Source organism: Streptomyces tubbatahanensis (genome assembly GCF_022699385.1).
Taxonomy (GTDB): Bacteria; Actinomycetota; Actinomycetes; order Streptomycetales; family Streptomycetaceae; genus Streptomyces; species Streptomyces diacarni.
In genome coordinates, this window is sequence record NZ_CP093846.1 from 1146749 (window position 1) to 1168913 (window position 22165).

Sequence of the window (22165 nt, forward strand, 5' to 3'; positions counted from 1 at the left end):
CGAAAACGCTCAAGCGGAAGCAGTACAGTGCATTTTCCTCACGCTTCGTAGTGGCTTTGCGGAAACCTTCGCTCCGACAGGCCCCGCGACGCGGGCCCGGACCGCCGCGTTCCCCCGGCCACCGCACCCACTCGGCCCGTACACCACCCTTCGACGGTGCCCCGCGCGCGGGTACGATGCGAAACAGCGCGGGAACCCCGGGTGATAACCGGCAGATGACGGGGGACGTTTCGTGGGGGACGTGAGGAACTTCGGCACGCAGGACCCCCAGGGCCTGCACGCCCCGGCCGAACTCGCGTGGCTTCGCGGGGTGGACGCCTACACCGTCGGCGGCTACGCCCAGGCCGAGGAGGAGTTCCGCACCGCGGTGCGGCTCGATCCCGGGATGGCCGACGCCTGGCTCGGACTGCACGCGCTGCGGGCCGACACCGCCACAGCCCTGCTGCGGATGTACCACCACCGCGACCGCTTCGGCGAGCAGCGCCGCCGCCACGGCCGCACCCTCAACTCCTGGTACTGGCTGGGCTGGTGGGTGCAGCCGGTGCTGGAGTACGAACGCGACCTGCTGCTGGCCCACGCCTCGCACTGGCTCGACGGCCGGCACGTCGCCGAGCTCGACCGCGCGCTGGCCGGCTGCCCGCCCGTCGACGCCGACCCGCAGGTGCGTTTCCTGCACGCGTGCCGCGCCTACCTGGCCAAGGACTGGGAGGGGCTGGTCGCCCACACCGAGCCGCTGGTGGACGACGCGCTGCTGGGCATCGAGGCCGGGCTGTTCGCCGGGATGGCGCGGGTCAGGCTGGAGATGTACGGGCAGGCCGAGCCGCTGCTGGCCGCGGCCCTGATGCGCTGCAGGAGCGAACAGCCGCAGCGCAAGGAGTTGCGCTACTGGCTGGCGCGCGCCCGCGAGGGCACGGGACGCAGCGCGGCGGCGCTGCCCCTGTACCGGGCGGTGCACCGCATCGATCCCGCGTTCATGGACACCGCGGCACGCCTGACGACCATCGCCGAGAGCGACGGGGCGGGCGGCACCGCGGAGGATCTGGCCGCGGCCGTCCTCTCGGGCGGCGCGCTCGGCCCTGGCGGCGGGGCGGTCGACGCGGCGCTGGAGTTCTACGACAACAGCTACGAGCCCCCGGGGGAGGCGGCCCGCACCGCCGACCCCGCCGACGGCGCCCCGCTGGAACCCACCGGCTGCGGCGGCACGTTCGGCGACGCCGCGCCGGGCTCCGTCCCCGCGGGGCAGCCACCCACGGGGCAGGCACCCGCGGGTGCCGTTCCCGGGGAGGCGGACGCGGCCGAGCCCGCCGACCCCGTGGTGGATCCGCGCGCCGACGAACTGCGGCTGGAGGACTCCGGGGATCCGGCCGAGCCCATCCGGGTGGACACCGGCGTCCTGCGGGAGCGCACGGTGTGGGGGGCGGGCGGGGACGGCAGGCTGCCGGCCGGTCCCTCGGACCCGGTACTGCTGGCGCAGGCGCTGGACGAGCTGGAGCGCATGGTCGGTCTGGAGCCCGTCAAGCGCCAGGTGCGGGCGCTGTCGGCGCAGTTGCACATGGCGCGGCTGCGGGCCTCGCAGGGCCTGCCGGTGCAGCCGCCGAAGCGGCACTTCGTCTTCTCGGGGCCCTCGGGCACGGGCAAGACCACGGTGGCCCGCATACTGGGCCGCGCCTTCTACGCGCTGGGCCTGCTGGGCGGCGACCACCTGGTGGAGGCCCAACGCGCCGACCTGGTGGGCGAGTACCTGGGCCAGACCGCCGTCAAGGCGAACGAGCTGATCGACTCCGCGCTCGGCGGCGTGCTGTTCGTCGACGAGGCCTACGCGCTGTCCAACTCCGGCTACAGCAAGGGCGACGCCTACGGCGACGAGGCGCTCCAGGTGCTCCTCAAACGCGCCGAGGACAACCGCGACCAGCTCGTGGTCATCCTGGCGGGCTATCCGGAGGGGATGGACCGGCTGCTGGCGGCCAACCCCGGTCTCTCGTCCCGCTTCACGACCCGCGTCGACTTCCCCAGCTACCGCCCGCTGGAGCTGACGGCGATCGGCGAGGTGCTGGCAGCCGAAGGCGGCGACGTGTGGGACGAGGAGGCGCTGGAGGAGTTGCGGAGCATCAGCGGCCACGTCGTCGACCAGGGCTGGATCGACGAGTTGGGCAACGGCCGCTTCCTGCGCACCCTGTACGAGAAGAGCTGCGCCTACCGCGATCTGCGGCTGTCCGGGTACGCGGGCACCCCCACCCGGGACGACCTGGCGACGCTGCGGCTTCCCGACCTCATGCAGGCGTACGGGGAGGTGCTGTCGGGGCGGGGGCCTGACGGGGCTCCTCCCGACCCGCAGCCGCCGGTCTGAGCCCGGGTGCCGGGCCTTGCACGTGCCGCGCCGGGGGCAGCGCGGTCTCCGTGTGCGCGGGGTCGTGGACCTCGCCGACGAGCATCTCCAGGACGTCCTCCAGCGCCGCCACGCCCAGCACCCGGCCCGAGGCGTCGGCGACGGCCGCCAGGTGCGAGGCGCCGGCCCGCATGGCGGTGAGCGCGTCGTCCAGCGGCGTGTGCCCGCGCAGCGTCGCCATGGGCCGCCACAGCCGCCGCGGCACGGGGCTTTCGCCCTCCTCCAGGTCGAGCACGTCCTTGACGTGCAGGTAGCCGAGGAAGGATCCGTCGTCGGCGCGGACGGGGAAGCGGGAGTAGCCGGTGCGCACGGTCAGCTCCTCCACTTCGCGCGGGGTGACGTCCGTGCCGACGGTGACCAGGTCGGTGCGGCCCAGCAGGACGTCGGTCAGCGGCCTGGAGCCCAGCTGGAGCGCGTCGGCGAGCCGGTCCTGTTCCTCCGCCTCCAGCAGCCCCGCCTGCCGCGAGTCGGCCACCAGCCGGCCGAGCTGTTCGCTGGTGAAGACCGCCTCGACCTCGTCCTTGGGCTCGACGCGGAAGAGCCGCAGGACGACGGTGGCGCACGCGCCCAGGGCCAGCGTCACCGGGCCGGTCACCCGGGCGAAGGCGACCAGCGCCGGGCTCAGCCACAGCGCGGCCCGCTCGGGGTCGGCCATGGCGAGGTTCTTGGGCACCATCTCGCCGACCACCAGGTGGAAGAAGACCACGAGGGCGAGCGCGCACACGTATCCGGCGGGGTGCACCAGCGGCTCGGGCAGCCGCAGCGTGTGGAAGGCGGGCTCCAGCAGGTGTGCCACGGTGGGTTCGGCCACGGCGCCCAGGGTCAGCGAGCACACCGTGATGCCGAACTGCGCGGCGGCCATCATGCGCGGCAGCGTCTCAAGACCGCGCAGCACCCGCCGGGCGCGCACCGAGCCCTCGGCGGCGAGGGGTTCGATCTGGCTGCGGCGTACGGAGACCAGGGCGAACTCGGCTCCGACGAAGAAGCCGTTGCCGAGCACGAGCAGCGCCGCGAACACGAGTTGCAGGAAACTCATCGCGCGGCCACCTCACTGGTCTGTGCCCTGCGGGCCGTCTCGCCGCGCTGGTGTGCCGGGGCGGTCACGCGGACGCGTTCGGCACGGTGGTGGGCGACGTGCCGCACCAGCAGCTGCCACTCCCCCGCCGCGCCCCGCGAGTCGTCGCCCGAAGAGCGGGGCCCGGACGCGGGCACCCGCAGCTGCGCCGTGTCCCCGTGTGCGGGGATGCGGCCGAGCAGGTCGGCGACGAGCCCCGCCACCGTCTCGTACGGGCCTTCGGGCACCTCCAGGCCGATGCGGCGCAGCTCCCCCACCCGGCAGCCGCCGTCGACCTCCCAGGCAGGGCGGCCGTCCGCGCCGGGTGGCGCCGGGGCGAGTTCGGGCAGTTCGTCGTAGAGCTGCCCGTCGTGTTCGTCGCGCACCTCGCCGACGATCTCCTCGACGATGTCCTCCAGCGTGACGACGCCCGCGGTGCCGCCGTACTCGTCGACGGCGACGGCGATGGGCTGCTCGCTGCGCAGCCGCGCGAGCAGGGGCCGCACCGGCAGCGTGCGGGGCACCAGCAGCGCGGGGACCGCGATGCGGGCCGCGGGGGTGTGCAGGCGCAGGTGGGCGGGGACGGCGAGCGCGTCCTTGAGGTGGACCATGCCGGTGACCTCGTCCAACGTGTCCTGGTAGACGGGGAAGCGGGAGAGTCCTGTGGCGCGGGTCAGGTTGAGGACGTCCTCGGCCGTCGCCAGTGCCTGCAGGGCGCTGACCCGCACGCGCGGCGTCATCACGTGCTGCGCCGTCAGTTCGCCCAGGGCGAGGGTGCGCACGAACAGGTCGGCGGTGTCCTGCTCCAGCGCTCCGGCGCGGGCCGAGTGGTGGGCCAGCGAGACCAGTTCTCCCGGGGTGCGTGCCGAGTCCAGCTCTTCGGCCGGCTGGACGCCGAAGAGCCGCACCATGCGGTTGGCGGCCGCGTTGAGCAGCGCGATCACCGGCCGGAACAGCCGGGAGAAGAGGCCCTGCGGTCCCGCCACGAACCGGGCGACGGCCAACGGCCTGGAGACCGCCCAGTTCTTGGGCACCAGTTCGCCCACCACCATCTGCACGGCGGAGGCGATCAGCATGCCGAGGACGACGGCGACGCCGCCGACCGCGCCCTCGGGCAGGCCGGTGGCGGTCAGCGGCCCGTCCAGCAGCCGGGCGAGCGCCGGCTCGGCGAGCATGCCGGTGACCAGCGAGGTGAGGGTGATGCCGAGTTGGGTGCCGGAGAGCTGGAAGGACAGCTCACGCAGCGCGCGGACGACGGTGCGGGCCTTGCGGTCGCCCTGCGCGGCGGCACGCTCGGCCTCGGGTTTCTCGACGGTGACGAGCCCGAACTCCGCCGCGACGAAGAAGCCGTTGGCGAGGATGAGGGCGAACGCCACGACGAGCAGCAGTAGCGGGAGGGTCATGCCGCGCCCCCCGGTGCACGGGACGCGGCGCACGTACTACAGGACGATCCGTCCATCGTGTGAGGTGGTCACTCCTCGGGTCGCTGGTGCGCTCGGAGCGCGGGGCGGCTCATGCCGGTGGGCAACAGGGTAAACACTGGCCCCCACCCCGCGAAGACGCGCGGCACCGCGCCGGGGTTCAGCCGTCGGCTCGGCCGGCCGCGCCCGCCGCCGAACCCTCCTGCGGGCCGCCCTGGTCGACGAGGGCGCGCAGCGCGCGGGCGTGGGCCAGTGCCTGCCGCTTGGCGATGCCCGGCTGGATGCCCATGGCGGGGAGGCTGGTGCCGTCCGCCAGGTCGAGCGAGACCCACGGGTCGCCCGGCCGCAGCCGCACGGCGATGATCTGCGCCCATTCGAGGCGGCGCCTGGTCGTCAGATTGACGACCGTGACCCCCTGCGGGTCGACGGTCACCTGTGGACGGCTCAGCAGCGCCAGTACGGCGAGGAAGAGCACACCGGTGACGATGAAGCTGGCCCGCTCACCGCCCCCCATTTCAAGCATCAGCGCGACGACGGTGAGAGCGACGCACACGACGACACCGGCCGTCATGAGCACCACACGGGTACGTGTGGGCCGGAACGTGACGGGGAGCGCGGGCAGTTCGGCGCTGTCGGTCATGGCATGGCTCCGGTGCCGGGTCGTCGGGGGCGGGCGGATGTCACAGGCGGCAGGCGTGGATGCCGGTGGTGAGGATCGCGCGGGCGCCCAGGTCGTAGAGGTCGTCCATGATCCGCTGCGCGTCGCTGGTGCGGACCATGGAGCGGACGGCGACCCAGCCCTGGTCGTGCAGCGGCGAGATGGTCGGCGACTCGAGCCCCGGGGTGAGCGCGACGGCCTCCTCCAGGTGCTCGGCCCGGATGTCGTAGTCCATCATCACGTAGGTGCGGGCCACCAGGACGCCCTGGAGGCGGCGCAGGAACTGCTGCACCTTGGGGTTCTCCTGCTCCTCACCCCCACTCCTGCGGATCACGACGGCCTCGGACTGCAGGATCGGCTCCCCGACGACCTCCAGGCCCGCGTTGCGCAGCGAGGTTCCCGTCTCCACCACGTCCGCGATCACCTGGGCGACGCCCAGCTCGATGGCCGTCTCCACGGCCCCGTCGAGGTGGACGACCGAGGCGTCGATGCCCTTGTCCGCCAGGTGCCGGGCGACGATGCCCTCGTAGGAGGTGGCGACCGTCAGCCCCCGCAGGTCGTCGGGCGAGGTGATCGTGCCGGGCTTGGCCGCGTAGCGGAAGGTCGAGCGGGCGAAGCCGAGCGGAAGCAGCTCCTCGGCCCGTGCTCCCGAGTCCAGCAGCAGGTCGCGCCCCGTGATGCCGATGTCGAGGCGTCCCGAGCTGACGTAGATGGCGATGTCGCGGGGGCGCAGGTAGAAGAACTCGACCTCGTTCTCCGGGTCCACCAGGACGAGTTCCTTGGAGGCCTTGCGCTGCTGGTAGCCGGCCTCATGCAGCATCTCCCCCGCAGGGCCGGAGAGAGAACCCTTGTTGGGGACGGCGATGCGCAGCATGGGGCGGCTTCCTTCGGTGAGTGGTGGGTGGTGAGCGGGGACGTTCGGACGCTCACAGGTGAGCGTATACGTCCTCGAGGGCGATGCCCTTGGCGGCCATGAGCACCTGGAGATGGTAGAGGAGCTGCGAGATCTCCTCAGCCGTGCGCGCGTCGCCCTCGTACTCGGCGGCCATCCAGACCTCGGCGGCCTCCTCGACGACCTTCTTGCCGATGGCGTGCACGCCCGCGGTGGCGAGCTCGGCGGTGCGGGAGGTCGCGGGGTCGCCGTGGGCGGCCTTGTGCTGCAACTCGGTGAAGAGCTGCTCGAATGTCTTGTTCGCCATGGTGTCTGCCACCCTACGCGGTCCCGGCGGCCGCTCAGCGCCAGGGTTCGGCCACCGTCCTGAGGGTCGTGGCCGTCGCGACGGCAGCGGTGACCGCCTCGTGGCCCTTGTCCTCGCTGGAGTGCCGCAGACCGGCGCGGTCCAGGGCCTGCTCGTCGTCGTCGCAGGTCAGTACGCCGAAGCCGATGGGGACGCCGGTGCGCACCGCCACGTCGGTGAGGCCCTGGGTGACGCCCTGGCACACGTAGTCGAAGTGGGGGGTGCCGCCGCGGATGACGACACCGAGCGCGACGATCGCGTCGTAGCCCCGGTCGGCGAGGACCTTGGCGACGACGGGCAGCTCGAAGCTGCCGGGGACGCGCAGCAGGGTGGGCTCGTCGATGCCCAGCTCGCCCAGCGCCCGCAGCGCGCCGTCGACGAGGCCGTCCATCACCTGCTGGTGCCACTGCGCGGCCACCACGGCCACGCGCAGGTCCTGGCAGTTCTTGACGGTCAGTTCGGGTGCGCCCTTGCCGCTCACGGTGCTCCTCGCAGGTGTCTGGTGTGCTTCTGGGTGATCTCGTCGGTACCGCGCGGCCGCTACTGCGTGCCGCAGGGTGAGGTGCGGTCCGCGTCCAGCCAGGGCAGGTCGTGTCCCATGCGGTCGCGCTTGGTCCGCAGGTAGCGCAGGTTGTGCTCGCCCGCCTGCACGGGCATGGGCTCCCGTCCTGTGACCCGGAGCCCGTGGCGCAGCAGCGCCGCGGTCTTGTCGGGGTTGTTCGTCAGCAGCCTCAGCGACCGCACGCCCAGGTCGGTGAGGATCTGCGCGGCCGCGGCGTAGTCGCGCGCGTCCGCGGGGAGGCCGAGTTCGAGGTTGGCGTCGAGGGTGTCGCGGCCGTGTTCCTGCAGCTCGTACGCGCGCAGCTTGGACAGCAGCCCGATGCCGCGCCCCTCGTGGCCCCGCAGGTAGAGCACGATGCCGCGGCCCTCTTCCTGGACACGTTCGAGTGAGGCCTCCAGCTGGGGCCCGCAGTCGCAGCGCTGGGAGCCGAAGACGTCCCCGGTCAGGCACTCGGAGTGCACCCGCACGAGCACGTCCTCGCCGCCGACGGCGCCGCCGGACGCGGTGGGCCCCGCGATGTCGCCGGTCACCAGTGCGATGTGCTCGACCCCGTCGACGGTCGAGCGGTAGCCGTAGGCGCGGAACTCGCCGTGCCGGGTGGGCAGCCGGGTGGCGGCCTCGCGGCGCACCGTCGGCTCGGCACTGCGCCGGTAGGCGACCAGGTCCTCGATGGAGATGATCCGCAGCCCGTGCTTGCGCGCGAACGGCACCAGCTCGGGCAGCCGCAGCATGGCACCGTCCTCGCCCGCGATCTCGACGATGGCCGCGGCGGGCCGCAGCCCCGCGAGCCTGGCCAGGTCGACACCCGCCTCGGTGTGCCCGGTCCGCGCCAGCACGCCGCCCGGCCTGGCCCGCAGCGGAAAGGCGTGCCCGGGACGCACGAAGTCCTCGGCGGTGGCCTCGGCGGCGGCGAGCAGCCGGATCGTGGCGGCGCGGTCGGCCGCGGAGATCCCGGTGGTGACGCCGTGCGCACCGGTCGCGTCCACGGACACGGTGAAGGCGGTGCCCATCGACTCGGTGTTCTCGGCGACCATCTGCGGCAGGGACAGCCGGTCGAGGTCGGCGGCCTCCATCGGGGTGCAGATCAGCCCCCGGCACTCGCTCATCATGAAGGCGACGAGCTCGGGCGTGATCAGCTCGGCGGCCACCACCAGGTCGCCCTCGTTCTCCCGGCTCTCGTCGTCCACGACCACGACGGGACGGCCCTCCGCGAGGTCGCGGACCGCCTCCTCGACCGGGTCGAGGACGAGGTCGAGGTGCGCTCCGCCGCCGGCTGCGCCGGCGGTCGGAAGGGGGTCGGCTGCGCCGGCGGTCGGAAGGGGGTCGGCTTCGCCGGCGGTCGGAAGGGGGTCGGCTCGACCGGCCGTCCGGCCGGGCTGCGAGGCGGCGCCCGCGGCGGGGGCCGGCACGTCGTGCCGGTTGGGGAGAGAGGTCATCAGCGCGCTCCTTCTTCCTTGCAGGGCGCCGGCTCGCGGTGCGCCGGCCTGTCCGCGGCGACGTTCACAGCGCGGCTCCGCTCGGGCCCAGCGCGGGCTCCTTACGGGTTCCCGCCGGGGCGCGGGCACCGCTGCGGGACCGCTGCCACCAGTCACGCAGGCCCCACAGCACCAGGCCGAGGTAGACGACGTAGACGAGTCCCGAGAAGGCCAGCCCGCTGCTGAAGGCCAGCGGTACGCCGACCACGTCGACCAGCAGCCAGGCGAACCAGAACTCCACCAGGCCACGCGCCTGGGCGACCATGGCGGCCAGCGTGCCGACGAAGATGTAGGCGTCGGCCCACGGGCTCCACGAGAGCGCCGGGACGAGGCTGAAGAGGGTGCCGACGGCCACCGTGCCCAGCGCCGTACCCAGCGCGAGGACCGCGCGCTCGCGCCGGCCGGCGAACCGCACGGCGATGGAGCCGTCCTGGGCCCGCTGGTTGCCGCGACGCCACTGTCGCCAGCCCCACAGGGCCACCACGATCACCAGGAGCTGCTTGCCGACACCGCCGGCCAGGTGCGCGTAGGCGAACGCGCCGACGAGTATCAGCCCGGAGAGGAACTGCGCGGGCCACGTGGCGAGGGAGCGGCGCCAGCCGAGCGCGAGGGCTAGCAGCCCGATGGTGTTGCCCAGCATGTCCGACCAGATGACGCGCTGCCCGAAGACGGTGAACGCCTCGCTGTTGAGCCACTCGAAGACGTTCACCGCGCCCCTTCCCTCTCCCCCCGGTGCGGGGCCTGGCTGCCACTCGGAGTCTCCCGGCCGGTGGGTGCGGCGCCCATCAGCCGCTCCACGTACTTGGCCAGGACGTCGACCTCCAGGTTCACCGGGTCGCCCGGCTGCTTGGTGCCGAGCGTGGTCAGAGCGAGCGTGGTGGGGATGAGGGAGACGGTGAAGTGGGCCTCGCCCGCCTCCACCACGGTCAGGCTGATGCCGTCCACCGTGATCGAGCCCTTCTCCACCAGGTACCGGCCGAGCCCGTCGGGCAGGCCGACGGTGATCTCGGTGCCGCTGTCCGCGTCGCTGCGGGCCGTGATGGTGCCCCTGCCGTCGACGTGCCCCTGCACGAGATGGCCGTCGAGCCGCCCGCCCAGCGCCATGGGGCGCTCCAGGTTGACGGGCGAGCCGGCCTTCAGCGCGCCGAGACCGGAGCGGTGCAGAGTCTCCGCCATGACGTCGGCGGTGAAGACGCCGTCACTCGTCTCGACGACGGTCAGGCACACGCCGTTGACGGCGATCGAGTCCCCGTGGCCCGCGTCCGCCGTGACGCGCGGCCCGCGCAGCCGCAGCCGTGCCGCCTCGCCCCGGTCCTCTACGGCGACGACCTCGCCCAGCTCTTCCACGATTCCGGTGAACACTCAGGACTCCTCTGGTTGCTCGGACGGCTTCTTCGCTCCGGCGGTGGCAGAAGTGACAGCAGTGGCGGCGGTGGCGGCAGGGCCTGCGGCGTGGGACGTCCCGGATGCCGCGCCGCCCACGGCGGTGATCCGCAGGTCGGGCCCGAGTCGCACGGTCTCGCTCACGGTCAGCCGCAACGCCTGCGCGATCGTGCTGATTCCGGCCTCGCCCAGCGCCGGCGGCCCGGCCCCCAGCAGTACGGGCGCCAGATAGCCGACCACCCGGTCGACCAGCCCCGCGGCGATGAACGCGCCGGCGAGAGTGGCGCCGCCCTCCAGCAGGACGGAGCGCACACCGCGTGCGTGCAGGGCGGCCAGCAGGGCACCCAGGTCGAGCCCGGGCCCCTCGGTGGCCCGGGGCAGCCGCAGCAGTGCGGCATCCCCCTCGGCGCCGCGCAGCGCGGCTTCGAGAGCCGCGGCGTCCGCGTCACGGGCGACGGCCACGAGGGTGGGCCCCACGGAGTCGAGGACCCGCGCACCGGCCTTGACGGCGGCGGCCTCGCTGTCGACGACGACGCGGAGCGGCTGGACGGCGCCGGGGATCCCGCGCACGGCCAGGTGCGGGTCGTCGGCGCGAGCCGTGCCGGAACCGACGAGCACCGCGTCGGACTCGGCGCGCAGCCGGTGCACGTCGGCGCGGGCCTCGGCGGAGGTGATCCAGCGGCTGGAGCGGTCGGCAGCGGCGGTGCGCCCGTCGAGCGTGGCAGCGTACTTCCAGGTCACGTAGGGGCGTCCGCGCAGCACCGAGGTCAGCCACGCCATGTTGCCCGCGGCCGCCTCGTCGGCCAGCAGCCCGCCCTCGACGTCGACACCGGCGGCGGCGAGGGTACGGGCGCCGCCCGCGGCCTCTGGACCGGGATCGGCGACGGCGTAGACGACGCGCGAGACACCCGCGTCGACGAGCGCCCGCGAGCACGGTCCGGTGCGTCCGGTGTGGTCACAGGGTTCGAGAGTGACGACCGCGGTGCCGCCGCGCGCGTCGTCGCCGGCTTCGGCGAGGGCGTGCACCTCGGCGTGCGGCCCGCCGGCACGCTGGTGCCAGCCCTCCCCCACGGTCCGGCCCGCACGGTCGAGAACGACGCAGCCGACCACCGGATTCGGGCTGGTGGAGCCGAGCCCCCGCGCGGCGAGGGTGAGCGCGCGGCGCATGGCCTCGCGCTCGGCCTGCGGCGCGGACGGCGCCTGGGGGTGGGGGGCCACCGGGTCCTCCTGCCTCATCGGGCACAGACTCCGGGGCTTGCTCGAGAGACCTCGAGGGACGAGGGCGGACCCGCATCCGGTGCGACACCCGCCGGGGCGGAGGACCCCTTCTCAGGCTGCTGCCCGGGGGGGGCCGCCGACGAGGACGGCGTACCGGCTTCGGCCCGCCGCGCACTGCCTCCCATCCGGACTTTCACCGTCGGTCCAGGAATCTCACCTGGTCAACCGGCCGCTGGCTGCGGTCGGGTCGCGGACTGTAACCGCCGGTTCGGACTTTCACCGACCCCGGAGTGCGCTGACGTCACTGGTACTCCCCCAGCCTTCGGCCGGGAGATACCCCCAAGTCTGCCACGCGGAAGCGGGACCCATGCGGGCGGGCGCTGTGCGCTGACTCACAGTGGCCGAAAACAGCGCGTCCGTGACCACTCCCTGCGCTGGTGTTCGAACCGACCGCGAGCCGGGCACGATCAGCGCGGGACACCGGCGGGGTCCCCCTCGGCCGGCGCCGGTGGCGGCCCGGCCGCACGGTGCCTCACGGGGTAGCTGTGCCTCACGGGGCAGCGGCGCCTCACGGGGCAGCGGCGCCTCACGGGGCAGCGGCGCCTCACGGGGCAGCGGCGCCTCACAGGGTTCGGGTGGCGGCCAAGGGGAGACAGGGACAGGATGCAGACGGGCGACAGCCGGCGGGAGCCGGAGTCGAGCACGGACACCACGCCCGGCGACCGGCGCGCGACGGCGCCCGTGGGCGTCGACCGGCCGCACGGCGCGGGCCCGGAGGCCACCGCAGAGGGCGCTTCCGGCAGGTCACGCCCCGGCCGCGAGGTACGGCGCGCGAGGGTGGCCGTCTCGGTCGTCTTCGCCGTGCACGGCACGGCCAGCGGCACCTTCGCCACCCGCATCCCCTGGCTGCGCGAACACCTCGACCTCAGCCCCGGCTGGCTGGGACTGGCACTGGTGTTCATGACGGCGGGCGCCTCCGCCGCCATGCCGCTCTCCGCCCGCCTCGCCCACAGGTACGGCCCGCGGCGCGCCCTCGCCTGGGTGTCGCTGGTCTGCTGCGCGGGACTCGCGCTGCCGCCGCTGGCACCGGCGCTGGGCTGGCTGTGCCTGACGCTGTTCCTCTACGGGTGCGGGCTCGGGCTGATGGACGTGGCCATGAACGCCCAGGGCGTACGCGTCGAGGAGGCGTACGGACGTTCGGTGATGTCGGGGCTGCACGGCCTGTGGAGCGTGGGCACCCTGGTCGGCGGCGCCGGCGGCGTACTGGCCGCCCACGCGGGCCTCGACGGGCGGGTCCACCTGGCGTCGGCCGCGCCACTGCTGGCCGCGCTCGCGGTGGTCGCCGCGCGCTGGACACCCGGGACCGAGCCCGCCGCCGCACCTGCCGGAGCCTCGGCCCTCCCCGCCGGCGGGGAGGGCGGCACCGGGGGCGAGGACGGCACCGAAGCGCCGCCCCGGTTCGCGCTTCCCACGCGCGGTGCGCTGGCCATCGGGCTGCTGGGCTTCTGCGCGGTCTTCGCCGAGGGCGCCTCGATGGACTGGTCCGGCATCTACCTGGCCGACGTCACCGGGGCCGAACCCGGCCTCGCCGCCTCCGCGTACACGGCGTTCGCCTGCACCATGGCCCTCGCCCGGCTGTCCGGCGACGCGGTGGTGCGGCGGTTCGGCCCCGTGGCGACGGTGCGGAGCGGCGGAGTGCTCGCCGCACTGGGCGCGGCGCTCGTCGTCGCCGCCCGCACACCTGCCCTGGCCGTCGCCGGGTTCGCCCTCATCGGCGTCGGCATCGCCGTGGTGGTCCCGCTCTGCTTCGCCGCGGCGGGCCGCACCAGCGCCACCGCGCCAGGACAGGCCATCGCCGGGGTCGCCACCCTGGCCTACGCCTCGGGCCTGGCCGCGCCCGCCATCGTCGGCTGGATCGCCCAGACGACCACGCTGTCGGTCTCCTTCGGCGTCGTCACCGCCCTGCTGCTGGGGCTGGTGGCCATGGCCACCGTTCTGCGCACCTGACGTTCGGCACTGTGCCTCTGCCGACTTCCCCGGCCGTCTCCCATCCCTTCGCCCCTGGGGGCGCTCCCCGCGAACGGTCGTGTCTGCACCGCCGGGCACCCCCGGCGGGGGCGCACCACCGCTGCGGCGGGACGAGGCGGCTCGCCCCGCCCCCTGCTGAGCCCCGCGGACGGTCGTACGGCACCGCCGAGCACCCCGGCGGGGGTGCGCCGCCGTCGCGGCGGAACAAGGGAGCTCGCCCCGCCCCCTGCTGGACCCCCGGCAGACGGTCGTACGACACCGCCGAACATCCCGGCGGGAGTACGCCATCCTCGCGGCGGGACAAGACTGCGGCGGGGCGACGGGGCTGTTCCGCCCCCCCTGACCGGGGCGGGGAGGGGGCAGTGGTGGTCGAACTAGGATGTGGGGCGATCAGAATCGGCCAGGTACAGAGCGGGAGCGAACATGGGTGGGCTCGGCGTGCGGTGGAAGGTGCACGGGGACGGGCGCGTCCCCGCACCCGGTGCCGTCGTGAAGCCCGACGAGCGGCTGTCGTGGCCGCGGACCGCGGGCCTGGGCGCCCAGCACGTGGTGGCGATGTTCGGCGCCAGCTTCGTGGCGCCCGTCCTGATGGGCCTCGATCCCAACCTGGCCATCATGATGTCCGGGTTCGCGACGATGCTCTTCCTGCTCGCGACCCGCGGCAGGGTACCGAGCTACCTGGGGTGCAGCCTCTCGTTCGTCGGCGTGGCCGCCGTCATCCGCGGCCAGGGCGGCAGCAGCGCGACGGTGACCGGCGCGATCCTGGTGGTCGGTGCCGTGCTCTTCCTCGTCGGTGTGGCGGTGCGGAGGTTCGGAGCGCGGATCATCCACGCGGCGATGCCGCCCGTGGTGACCGGCGCGGTCGTCATGCTGATCGGCTTCAATCTCGCGCCGGTCACGGCGAGCACCTACTGGCCGCAGGATCAGTGGACGGCTGCGCTGACGATGCTGCTGACCGGTCTCGCCGTGGTGTGTCTGCGGGGTTTCTGGTCGCGCATCGCGATCTTTCTCGGGCTGGTCGTCGGGTATCTGCTGTCGTGGGGCTTCGACATGGTCTTCGGCCGGATCCACTCGCAGGACGCGAGCGGGAAGACCGTGGACCACTGGCGGCTGGATCTGTCCGGGGTGGGGCAGGCCGACTGGTTCGGGCTGCCGTCGGTGCACGGCCCCGACTTCTCGTGGTCGGCGATCCTGGTGGCACTGCCGGTGGTGATCGCGCTGGTGGCCGAGAACGCGGGCCATGTGAAGGCCGTCGGCGAGATGACGGGTGACCCGCTCGACGACCAGCTGGGCACCGCGATCTCCGCGGACGGCGTGGGCAGCGTGCTCTCGACGGCATTCGGCGGCCCGGCCACCACGACGTACTCGGAGAACATCGGGGTCATGGCCGCCACGCGCGTCTACTCGACCGCCGCGTACTGGGCGGCGGCGTGCTTCGCTCTGCTCTTCGGGCTCTGCCCGAAGTTCGGCGCGATCGTCGCGGCCATCCCCGGCGGCGTGCTCGGCGGCATCACCGTCATCCTGTACGGCATGATCGGCCTGCTCGGCGCGCAGATCTGGATCAACAACCGCGTGGACATGCGCAATCCGCTCAACCTGGTGCCGGTGGCCGCGGGCATCATCATCGGGGTCGGCGGCGTCTCCCTGAAGTTCACCGACACCTTCGAGTTGAGCGGCATCGCGCTGGGCACGATCGTCGTCCTCACCGGCTACCACGTCCTCAAGGCACTGGCCCCGCCGCATCTCAAGGCGCAGGAACCGCTGCTGGACGAGGGCACCAGCGGCTACGACGAGAAGGAGTGAGCCGGCGCGCCGATTGAACGGGGGCTCGCGCGTCCTCCGTCCGGGGGCCCTGCGGTGCGGGCTGGCCCCGTGGCGTGTGGCCAGCTGTCACCCTGCGTGGCATGACCTCTACGGACCAGGTACCCGCGCAGCGCGCGGTGTCGTCGGCGTCGATCGCCGAAGTGACGGCTCGCATGCGGGAGATCGGCGCGTCGCTGCCGCGCCAGGACGGGGTGGCCGTCTTCGACCGGGTGTATCTGTCGGTGACCGAGGAGCTGGAGCGGCGGCTGGTCTCGGGGCACTTCGCCGACCGTGCCGCCACCGGCGAGCTGGGCACGCGCTTCGCCCGGCGTTTCCTGGACGCGGTGGACGCCGAGGCCGCGGGGTTGCGCACGCCCGCGTGCTGGCGTCCGCTCTTCCGGTTCCGTCGCCATCCGTCCGTGCATCCGCTCCAGTTCGCCCTGGCGGGCATCAACGCGCACATCTGCCACGACCTGCCGCTGGCGCTGGTGGACACCTGTCAGGCGCTCGGGGTGGGTCCCGAGACCCTGGAGACGGACTTCGAGCGGATCGGTGAGCTGCTGACGGGTCTTGAGGAGCGCATCCGCGAGGAGCTGATGCCGGGCCCCGACCTGCTGGACGTCGCCGATCCGCTGACGCATCTGATCGGTGCGTGGAGCCTGGAGCGGGCCCGGTGCGGCGCGTGGGCCGCGTTCCGGGCGCTGTGGGGGCTGCGCACGTGCGGCGAGCTGCTGGAGGACATGGCGGACGGGCTGGACTCGACGGTCGCCATGACGGGCCGCTGCCTGCTGACACCGCTGTGGCACTGAGCGTCGGGCCCGGGGAGGCGCCATTGCCCGGAAGGACCTGATCGCGTAGGCAGGTGGTACCACGGGCGCGGGTGACGGCCCCGGCGCGGGGCGCCGACGACGGGCGATCAGCTGACGGAGGGCGAGATGGCACTGCGACTGGGGCTTGGACTGCCGCAGACGGGGACGTACGACCTGGCCACGGACGTGACGGCGGTGGCGCGCGCGGCCGAGGAGATGGGGTACGACAGCGTCTGGGTGCTGGAGCGGATCATGCGGCCGGAACGGCCCGTGGACGACATGTATCTGATCCCGGGTCTGGAGTGGTCCGCGTATTTCAGGTCGGTCGCCGATCCGCTGGTCACCCTGTCGATGGCGGCAGCCGTCACCGGGCGCGTACGGCTGGGCTCCGCCGTCCTGGTCGGTCCGCTGCGCCCGCCGTTCCTGCTGGCGCGGGCGCTGGGTTCGCTGGACGCGGCCAGCGGGGGCCGGCTCGTCGCCGGTCTGGGCACGGGCTGGTCGCGCGACGAGTACGCGGCGGCGGGCGCCGACTACGCCTCGCGCGGCGCCGCTCTGGATGAGCTGCTGGACGTGTGCGCCGAGGTCTGGGGTGCCGACCCGGCCTCCTACGAGGGCGGCCGCACCCGCTTCACCCCGTCGGCCGTGGGCCCCAAGCCTGCGGCGTCCCACGTTCCGGTGCTGTTGGCGGCGGGCAACGACCGTGCGCTGCGGCGGCTGGTGCGGCGGGCCGACGGCTGGCTGCCTTCGCTGGTCTCCAACGAGCAGGTGGTCGCCACCCACGCCCGCATCAGGGAACTGGCCGGCGAGGTGGGGCGCGACCCGGCCGAACTGTCCACGACCGTCCGGGCGTTCGTCCGGGTCACCGACCGCCCCGTCGAGGGGAGGCGCAGCCCCTACCAGGGCAGTGTCGAGCAGATCGTGGAGGACCTGGCCGGGGCGGCGCGGGCCGGGGTGAGCGAGGTGCTGCTGGACAACCAGCTGGAGTGCCGCGACGCCCAGGAGCTGATCGAGTCCGCGAAGGAGCTGCGCGAAGCGGTCTCGGAGGCGGGTCTGTAGCCCGCCTCCCGCCCCCGGCCTCCTGGTCCGGCCGGTTCAGTCCTCCGGCAGCAGCACCGGTTCGATCCCCTCGAAGGCGTCCCCCGGGCCGGGGTTGGCCGGGTCGCAGGCGCCGCCGAGGTGGTGCATGACGCCCCACACGGCGTTGAGCGCGGTCTGCACGGCGCCCTCGGCCCAGCCGGCCGTCCAGGAGATGTCGTCGCCCGCCAGGAAGAGGCCGCGCCGGTCCGCGGGCAGCCGGTCCTGCATGAAGTGGGTGAACAGCCGCCGCTGGTAGCGGTAGTGCCCCGGCAGGTTGGCCTTGAAGGCGCCGAGGAAGTACGGCTCGTCCTCCCAGGAGACGGTGAGCGGGTCGCCGGTGATGTGCTTGCGGATGTCGACGCCGGGATAGATCTCGCCCAGCGACTTGAGCATGACCTCCATGCGCTCGTTCGCGTCCAGCGGCAGCCACTTGAGGCTGTCGTCGCACCACGTGTACGAGAGGCAGATGACGGCGGGCCGGTCGGGTCCCTCGTCCAGCAGGTAGGTGCCGCGCGTCATCCGGTCGGTGAGCGTCATGCTCATCGTGTCGCGGCCGGTGCGCCTGCCTTTGTCGTCGACAGCCTCATCGAGCCAGAACGGCCGGTCGACGGGGACGAACAGCTTGGAGGACTCCATGTAGTGGGTGCGCTCAACGGCCGTCCAGTGGTCGATGGGCAGCAGCGCGTCGTCGCAGTCGATGCGGCTGAGCAGCAGCCACGACTGGGCCGTGAAGACGGCGGCCGGGTAGGTGCGGATGTTCCCGCCCGCGTCGGTGACGGTCATGCGGTTGCCCGCGGTGCGGTGCAGCCGGGTGACGGCGGGGCGGGGTGCGCCGCCCGGATGCAGCGAGGCCAGGCTGGTGCCCTGCGGCCAGTGGACGAGCTTGCCGGGCTCGCGCTCCCACAGGTGCAGCGGCAGCTGCTGGCTGCCGCCGACGATGCCGCGGTGGTCGTCGTCGGCGCCGGTGTAGACGACGCGCAGGATCTCCAGGATCGAGTTGGGGAAGTCGGTGTCCCAGCCGCCGGTGCCGAAGCCGACCTGGCCGAAGATCTCGCGGTGCCGGAAGGAGGAGAAGGCCGGGGAGTCGCACAGGTAGCCGTAGAAGGTCTGGTTGTCCAGCTTCTCCACCAGCCGGGACCAGATCTCGCGGATGCGGGGCACGTCCCGCTCGCGTATCGCCCGCTGCATCGCGGAGAAGTCGGCGCCCTCCTCCAGGCAGGCGTTCCACGCCTCCATCACCTGGTGGTAGACGGGCGGCAGGTCCTCCAGCGTACGGGCGTAGTGCGACTCGCCCTTGAGGTCCACGACGGTGGAGGGGGTGTCGGGCGCCAGCGGGTTGGGGAACGGCGTGGTCTCCAGCCCGGCGAGGTCGATGTAGTGCTGGAGCGCGGTCGAGGACGGGGGGAAGCGCATGGCGCCCATCTCCGCGCGCAGCGACGGGTCGCCGCCCTCGAACGCCGCGGTGCGCAGCCGGCCGCCGAGCTGGTCGGCCTCGTACACGACGGGTTTGAGCCCCATCTTCATCAGCTCGTACGCCGCCACCAGGCCCGACAGGCCGCCGCCGATGACGGCGACCTCGCTGCCGTGCGCGGTGGGCGGCACCGCGCCCAGACCCGCCGGGTGCGCCAGGTAGTCGTCGTAGGCGAACGGGAAGTCGGGGCCGAACATCGTGAGCGGACGCTGCGCTCGCGTCTCACCTGCGGGCTGCCGCTCGTCCTGCTCGTGGGCAGCGGTGGGCACGGTGGAAGTCATGCGGAGGTGCTCCTGGGGGACGGGCCTGGCAAGGGGTAGGGGCGGGGCGACGCCCCGGGGCGGGCGTGGAGGGTCTCAGGCCGGGTACAGCTCGGGGCGGCGGTCGGCGAGATACGGGTTGCGCTCGCGGGACGCGGCCAGCAGCGCCGGGTCGGCGTCGGCCACCAGCAGCGTCTGCGAGGCACCGTCGGCGCGGGCCGGCACCGTGCCGTCCGGAGCGGCCAGAGCGCTGCGCCCGGCGAAGTCGAACTCCCCCTCGCAGCCCACGCGGTTGGCGTAGGCGACGTAGAGCTGGCTCTCCACGGCCCGCGCGGGAACGAGCGTCGTGGCCACGGTGTCGTAGGGGCGCATCAGCGCGGTCGGCACGAGCAGCACGTCGGTGCCCGCGAGGGCGTGCGCGCGGACGGCCTCGGGGAACTCGACGTCGTAGCAGATCAGCAGACCGAACGTCAGCCCCTCCAGCCGCGCCTGGACCAGCAGGCGGGCCCCGGGCGTGTAGTGCTCGGTCTCGTAGGGGCCGTACAGGTGCGTCTTGCGGTAGGTGGCGAGGGTCTCGCCGTCCGGGCCGACGAGCCCGGCGGTGTTGTGGACGGCGCCGTCCTCGCCCCGCTCGGGGTAGCCGTAGCCGACAGCCACCCCGTGGCGGGCGGCGATGCGGGAGACCGCCGCCGCGCTGGGGCCGTCCGCCGGCTCCGCGTACCGCGCCGGGGCGCCGAGGACGTACCCCGTGAGGGAGAGCTCAGGGGTGAGCAGCAGCCGGGCGCCGCGCGCCGCTGCTTCGCGGGCCGCGCCGTCGAGGGAGTCCAGGCCCGCGGACCGGGTCTGATGGAGGGCTATACGCACGCCTTCGACGCTACGGAGCGCCTTTGCGGGCGGCAAGCTGCCGATCTTGCGGGCTCACCCTCCATCTGTTGCGCGATCTGCGCGGGGGCAGACGTTCTGTTGCGCGGCCGTGTGGGAGCGCCCCGCCCCTCCCCGCACTCCGTCCGGGGGCCGGGGCACTCCTACAGCGGGGGGCCCGCGTTGTAGCGGCGCAGCAGGGGGGAGAGCACCAGCACCGACTTGGTGCGGTCGACGAAGGGTTCGCCCGCGATCCTCTCCAGTACCGTCTCGAAGTGCCGCATGTCCGCCGCGAACACCTGCACGAGCGCGTCGGCGTCCCCGGTCACGGTGGAGGCCGAGGCCACCTCGGGATAGCGCGCGAGCGCCCGGCGGATGTCCTCGGGCGCCGTCCGGGAACGGCAGTACATCTCGATGAAGCCCTCCGTCTGCCACCCCAGGGCGGCCGGATCGACCCGTACGGTGAACCCGGTGATCGCGCCGCGCTCCCGCAGCCGGTCCACGCGCCGCTTCACGGCGGGCGCCGACAGGCCGACCTCGGCTCCGATGTCGGCGTAGGTGCGGCGGGCATCCTCGGCGAGGGCGTGGACGATGCGTTCGTCGAGGGTGTCGAGATCGTTCTGTGGCACGGCGCCAGTAGAACACGAGGGAACCGGGGCCGCGGAACGGCCGGAAGGACGGGCGAGGGTGCCGGAAGAGATGGGCGGGTGGCAGGACGCAGGGCCGTTCCTGAGGGGCGTGGCCTGGTGGGATGGCGACCGGTGCGTGCGCGCCGACCCGGCGGACGCGGCCCGGCTGCCGGTCGCGACCTGGGCCCGCGCCCGGATGCCGGTGGGGGTGCGGCTGGAGTTCGTCGCGCGGGGCCCGTTCGAGGTGCGCTACCGTGCGGCCGCCCTGGGCACCGTGGACGCGCTGCGGGAGGGAAGCCGGCTGTGGGAGGCGCTGCGGGACGGCGAGAGGATCACCGCCGTCCCGGAGACCCCGCGGGAGGGCGCGAGGGTGCTGCGCGTGGACTGGCCGGGCGGCCCCGGAGTGCTGTACCCGCCGGAGGGGTACGCGCCGGTGCTGCTGGGGGTGCGCGGCGCAGAGCCCGCGCCGCGGCGGCCCCGCTGGCTGGTGTACGGGGACTCGATCACGGAGGGCTGGTCGGCGTCGGCGCCCTCGCTGGGCTGGCCCGCGGTCGCGGGCCGCACGCTGGGCCTGGACACCGTCAATCTGGGCTACACAGGGTCGGCGCACGGGGAGCTGGCGAGCGCCGAGCAGTTGGCGGGCCTCCCCGGCTCGGTGCTGACCCTGGCGTTCGGCTGCAACTGCTGGACGGGCGTGCCGTATTCGACGGGGCTGATGGGCGAGACCGTCACGGCTTTCCTGCGTCTGGTGCGCGCCGGGCACCCCCGTACGCCGTTGCTGGTGGTCTCTGCGCTGCCGCGTCCGGAGGCCGAGCGCGAGCCGAACGCCCTGGGCGCGACCCTGGCCGGCCTGCGCACGGCGATGGAAGAGGCCGTACGGGCCCGGATCGCGGCGGGCGACGACCGGCTCGCGCTGCTGCCGGGAGCCGGTCTGATCGGCCCAGGACACCTGGTGGACGGCGTGCACCCCGACGACGCGGGACACGCGCTGGTCGCCTCGGCGGTGGTCCGCGCCCTGCGCGACGAGCTGGACGTGCCGTCGGGGAACGGGTTCTTCAGCTGACCGGTACGGCGCGGACCCAGTCGTGCCGCTCCGTCAGCCAGCGGTCGACGCGCAGCCCGGCGGCGGAGAGCGTCTCGGCGAAGATGGGTTCGGTCAGCAGGCGCGAGTAGTACGTCTGCACCCAGGTCAGCCCCTCGCTCGTGTACTCCACGCGGGAGCGCGTGAGGCCGTCGCCGACCTGCTCGACGTCCGTGGTGGTGACGGTCATGCCGCCCGCGTGCCAGCCGTGCCCCGGCCTGACGTCCTCGTGGCGGCTGTCGTGCTGGCGCTGGATGACGACGCAGCCGTCGGAGGCGACGTGCCGGGCGCAGGCGTCGAGCAGCCCGGTGCGCAGATCGTCGTCGGCGGTGTTGACGAGGAAGGACGTGAGGGTGACGACGTCGAAGCGCTCGCCGAGAGCGAGGTCCTCGATGGCCGAGCACACGGTGCGGGCGTCCTCGACCATCCCGAGCATGCCAGGCGACTCGTCGACGGCGGTCACCCGGAAGCCGCGCCGGACCAGGGGGCGGGTCATCCGCTCGGAGCCCGCACCGAGTTCGAGCAGGGTCAGCCCGCGGGACTCGGCCACCGCCGAGGCGACGATGTCGGTCTCGCCGCTCTCCGGCAGCCGGGCGTAGACCTCCACGGCGCAGCCGTCCGGGGTGATCTCGCCAGGCCCTGTGCCCGTGTTCGCATGGCGCGTGTAGGTGCTCACGCACGTCATCCGATCACGCACCGGAGTGGGGCGGAAGCCCTCGGACACGGTCGGCGCCGCGCCCCTGCCCGGGGT

General features: G+C 73.7%; 20 protein-coding genes and 1 riboswitch. Of the genes, 6 read left to right on the top strand and 14 right to left on the bottom strand.

What is annotated here, in order from left to right:
- The first annotated feature begins 232 nt into the window (after positions 1-232).
- Positions 233-2347, top strand: coding sequence for an AAA family ATPase (locus MMF93_RS04860; protein ID WP_242749830.1), 2115 nt, complete (start codon positions 233-235; stop codon positions 2345-2347).
- On the opposite strand, the gene MMF93_RS04865 is transcribed toward MMF93_RS04860, so the two are convergent.
- The 10 genes from MMF93_RS04865 to ribD form a co-directional block, all read right to left on the bottom strand.
- Positions 2271-3422: a hemolysin family protein gene (locus tag MMF93_RS04865; protein ID WP_242749831.1), complete on the bottom strand. Its 1152-nt coding sequence runs from the start codon at positions 3420-3422 to the stop codon at positions 2271-2273. The two genes, MMF93_RS04860 and MMF93_RS04865, sit on opposite strands and share 77 nt — an antisense overlap.
- Positions 3419-4843, bottom strand: a complete 1425-nt coding sequence (locus tag MMF93_RS04870; RefSeq protein ID WP_242749832.1) for a hemolysin family protein — start codon at positions 4841-4843, stop codon at positions 3419-3421. Before MMF93_RS04870 ends, MMF93_RS04865 begins: the two co-directional genes overlap by 4 nt.
- 178 nt (positions 4844-5021) lie before the next feature.
- On the bottom strand, positions 5022-5501 hold the full coding sequence (locus tag MMF93_RS04875) for a PH domain-containing protein (RefSeq protein ID WP_242749833.1): 480 nt from the start codon (positions 5499-5501) through the stop codon (positions 5022-5024).
- Between the two features lie 40 nt (positions 5502-5541).
- The gene (gene hisG, locus MMF93_RS04880; RefSeq protein ID WP_114015622.1) at positions 5542-6393 is read right to left on the bottom strand and encodes an ATP phosphoribosyltransferase; all 852 of its coding nucleotides are present in this window, start codon (positions 6391-6393) and stop codon (positions 5542-5544) included.
- A 52-nt stretch (positions 6394-6445) separates the two neighbouring features.
- A complete protein-coding gene (locus MMF93_RS04885) occupies positions 6446-6718 on the bottom strand; it encodes a phosphoribosyl-ATP diphosphatase (RefSeq protein WP_242749834.1) in 273 nt (90 codons plus the stop codon).
- Positions 6719-6752: 34 nt separating this feature from the next.
- Entirely contained in the window at positions 6753-7238 is a 486-nt protein-coding gene (ribH, locus tag MMF93_RS04890) for a 6,7-dimethyl-8-ribityllumazine synthase (RefSeq protein WP_242749835.1), read from the bottom strand.
- Between the two features lie 59 nt (positions 7239-7297).
- Positions 7298-8755, bottom strand: a complete 1458-nt coding sequence (locus tag MMF93_RS04895) for a bifunctional 3,4-dihydroxy-2-butanone-4-phosphate synthase/GTP cyclohydrolase II (protein WP_242749836.1) — start codon at positions 8753-8755, stop codon at positions 7298-7300.
- A 64-nt stretch (positions 8756-8819) separates the two neighbouring features.
- Complete coding sequence (locus MMF93_RS04900; RefSeq protein WP_242749837.1) at positions 8820-9503, bottom strand: nicotinamide mononucleotide transporter family protein; 684 nt, start codon at positions 9501-9503, stop codon at positions 8820-8822.
- Entirely contained in the window at positions 9500-10156 is a 657-nt protein-coding gene (locus MMF93_RS04905; protein ID WP_242749838.1) for a riboflavin synthase, read from the bottom strand. The genes MMF93_RS04900 and MMF93_RS04905 overlap by 4 nt, the downstream gene beginning before the upstream one ends.
- Positions 10157-11413 (bottom strand): bifunctional diaminohydroxyphosphoribosylaminopyrimidine deaminase/5-amino-6-(5-phosphoribosylamino)uracil reductase RibD, encoded by a 1257-nt coding sequence (ribD, locus tag MMF93_RS04910; RefSeq protein ID WP_423835353.1) that lies wholly within the window; start codon positions 11411-11413, stop codon positions 10157-10159.
- Between the two features lie 149 nt (positions 11414-11562).
- Positions 11563-11693, bottom strand: a riboswitch (FMN riboswitch).
- A 365-nt stretch (positions 11694-12058) separates the two neighbouring features.
- Here ribD and MMF93_RS04915 point away from each other — a divergent pair.
- The 4 genes from MMF93_RS04915 to MMF93_RS04930 all read left to right on the top strand — a co-directional run bounded on the left by MMF93_RS04915 (position 12059) and on the right by MMF93_RS04930 (position 17091).
- Positions 12059-13402 carry an MFS transporter gene (locus tag MMF93_RS04915; protein ID WP_242749839.1) on the top strand — a complete coding sequence of 448 codons (1344 nt, stop codon included), beginning with the start codon at positions 12059-12061 and terminating at the stop codon, positions 13400-13402.
- A gap of 444 nt (positions 13403-13846) precedes the next feature.
- The gene (locus MMF93_RS04920) at positions 13847-15226 is read left to right on the top strand and encodes a uracil-xanthine permease family protein (RefSeq protein WP_242749840.1); all 1380 of its coding nucleotides are present in this window, start codon (positions 13847-13849) and stop codon (positions 15224-15226) included.
- A 101-nt stretch (positions 15227-15327) separates the two neighbouring features.
- On the top strand, positions 15328-16035 hold the full coding sequence (locus MMF93_RS04925) for a DUF5995 family protein (protein WP_242749841.1): 708 nt from the start codon (positions 15328-15330) through the stop codon (positions 16033-16035).
- A 126-nt stretch (positions 16036-16161) separates the two neighbouring features.
- Complete coding sequence (locus tag MMF93_RS04930; RefSeq protein ID WP_242749842.1) at positions 16162-17091, top strand: TIGR03619 family F420-dependent LLM class oxidoreductase; 930 nt, start codon at positions 16162-16164, stop codon at positions 17089-17091.
- A gap of 36 nt (positions 17092-17127) precedes the next feature.
- Here the strand turns inward: MMF93_RS04930 and MMF93_RS04935 are convergent, their stop codons facing one another.
- The 3 genes from MMF93_RS04935 to MMF93_RS04945 form a co-directional block, all read right to left on the bottom strand.
- The gene (locus tag MMF93_RS04935) at positions 17128-18864 is read right to left on the bottom strand and encodes a flavin monoamine oxidase family protein (protein ID WP_242749843.1); all 1737 of its coding nucleotides are present in this window, start codon (positions 18862-18864) and stop codon (positions 17128-17130) included.
- Positions 18865-18939: 75 nt separating this feature from the next.
- Positions 18940-19707 carry a carbon-nitrogen hydrolase family protein gene (locus MMF93_RS04940; protein ID WP_242749844.1) on the bottom strand — a complete coding sequence of 256 codons (768 nt, stop codon included), beginning with the start codon at positions 19705-19707 and terminating at the stop codon, positions 18940-18942.
- Between the two features lie 161 nt (positions 19708-19868).
- Positions 19869-20333 (bottom strand): Lrp/AsnC family transcriptional regulator, encoded by a 465-nt coding sequence (locus MMF93_RS04945; RefSeq protein ID WP_114024687.1) that lies wholly within the window; start codon positions 20331-20333, stop codon positions 19869-19871.
- 58 nt (positions 20334-20391) lie between these two features.
- Between MMF93_RS04945 and MMF93_RS04950 the strand changes: the two genes are divergently transcribed.
- Positions 20392-21396 (top strand): SGNH/GDSL hydrolase family protein, encoded by a 1005-nt coding sequence (locus tag MMF93_RS04950; protein WP_341483234.1) that lies wholly within the window; start codon positions 20392-20394, stop codon positions 21394-21396.
- On the opposite strand, the gene MMF93_RS04955 is transcribed toward MMF93_RS04950, so the two are convergent.
- Complete coding sequence (locus tag MMF93_RS04955) at positions 21389-22090, bottom strand: class I SAM-dependent methyltransferase (protein WP_242749845.1); 702 nt, start codon at positions 22088-22090, stop codon at positions 21389-21391. The genes MMF93_RS04950 and MMF93_RS04955 overlap by 8 nt on opposite strands.
- Positions 22091-22165 lie beyond the last annotated feature (75 nt).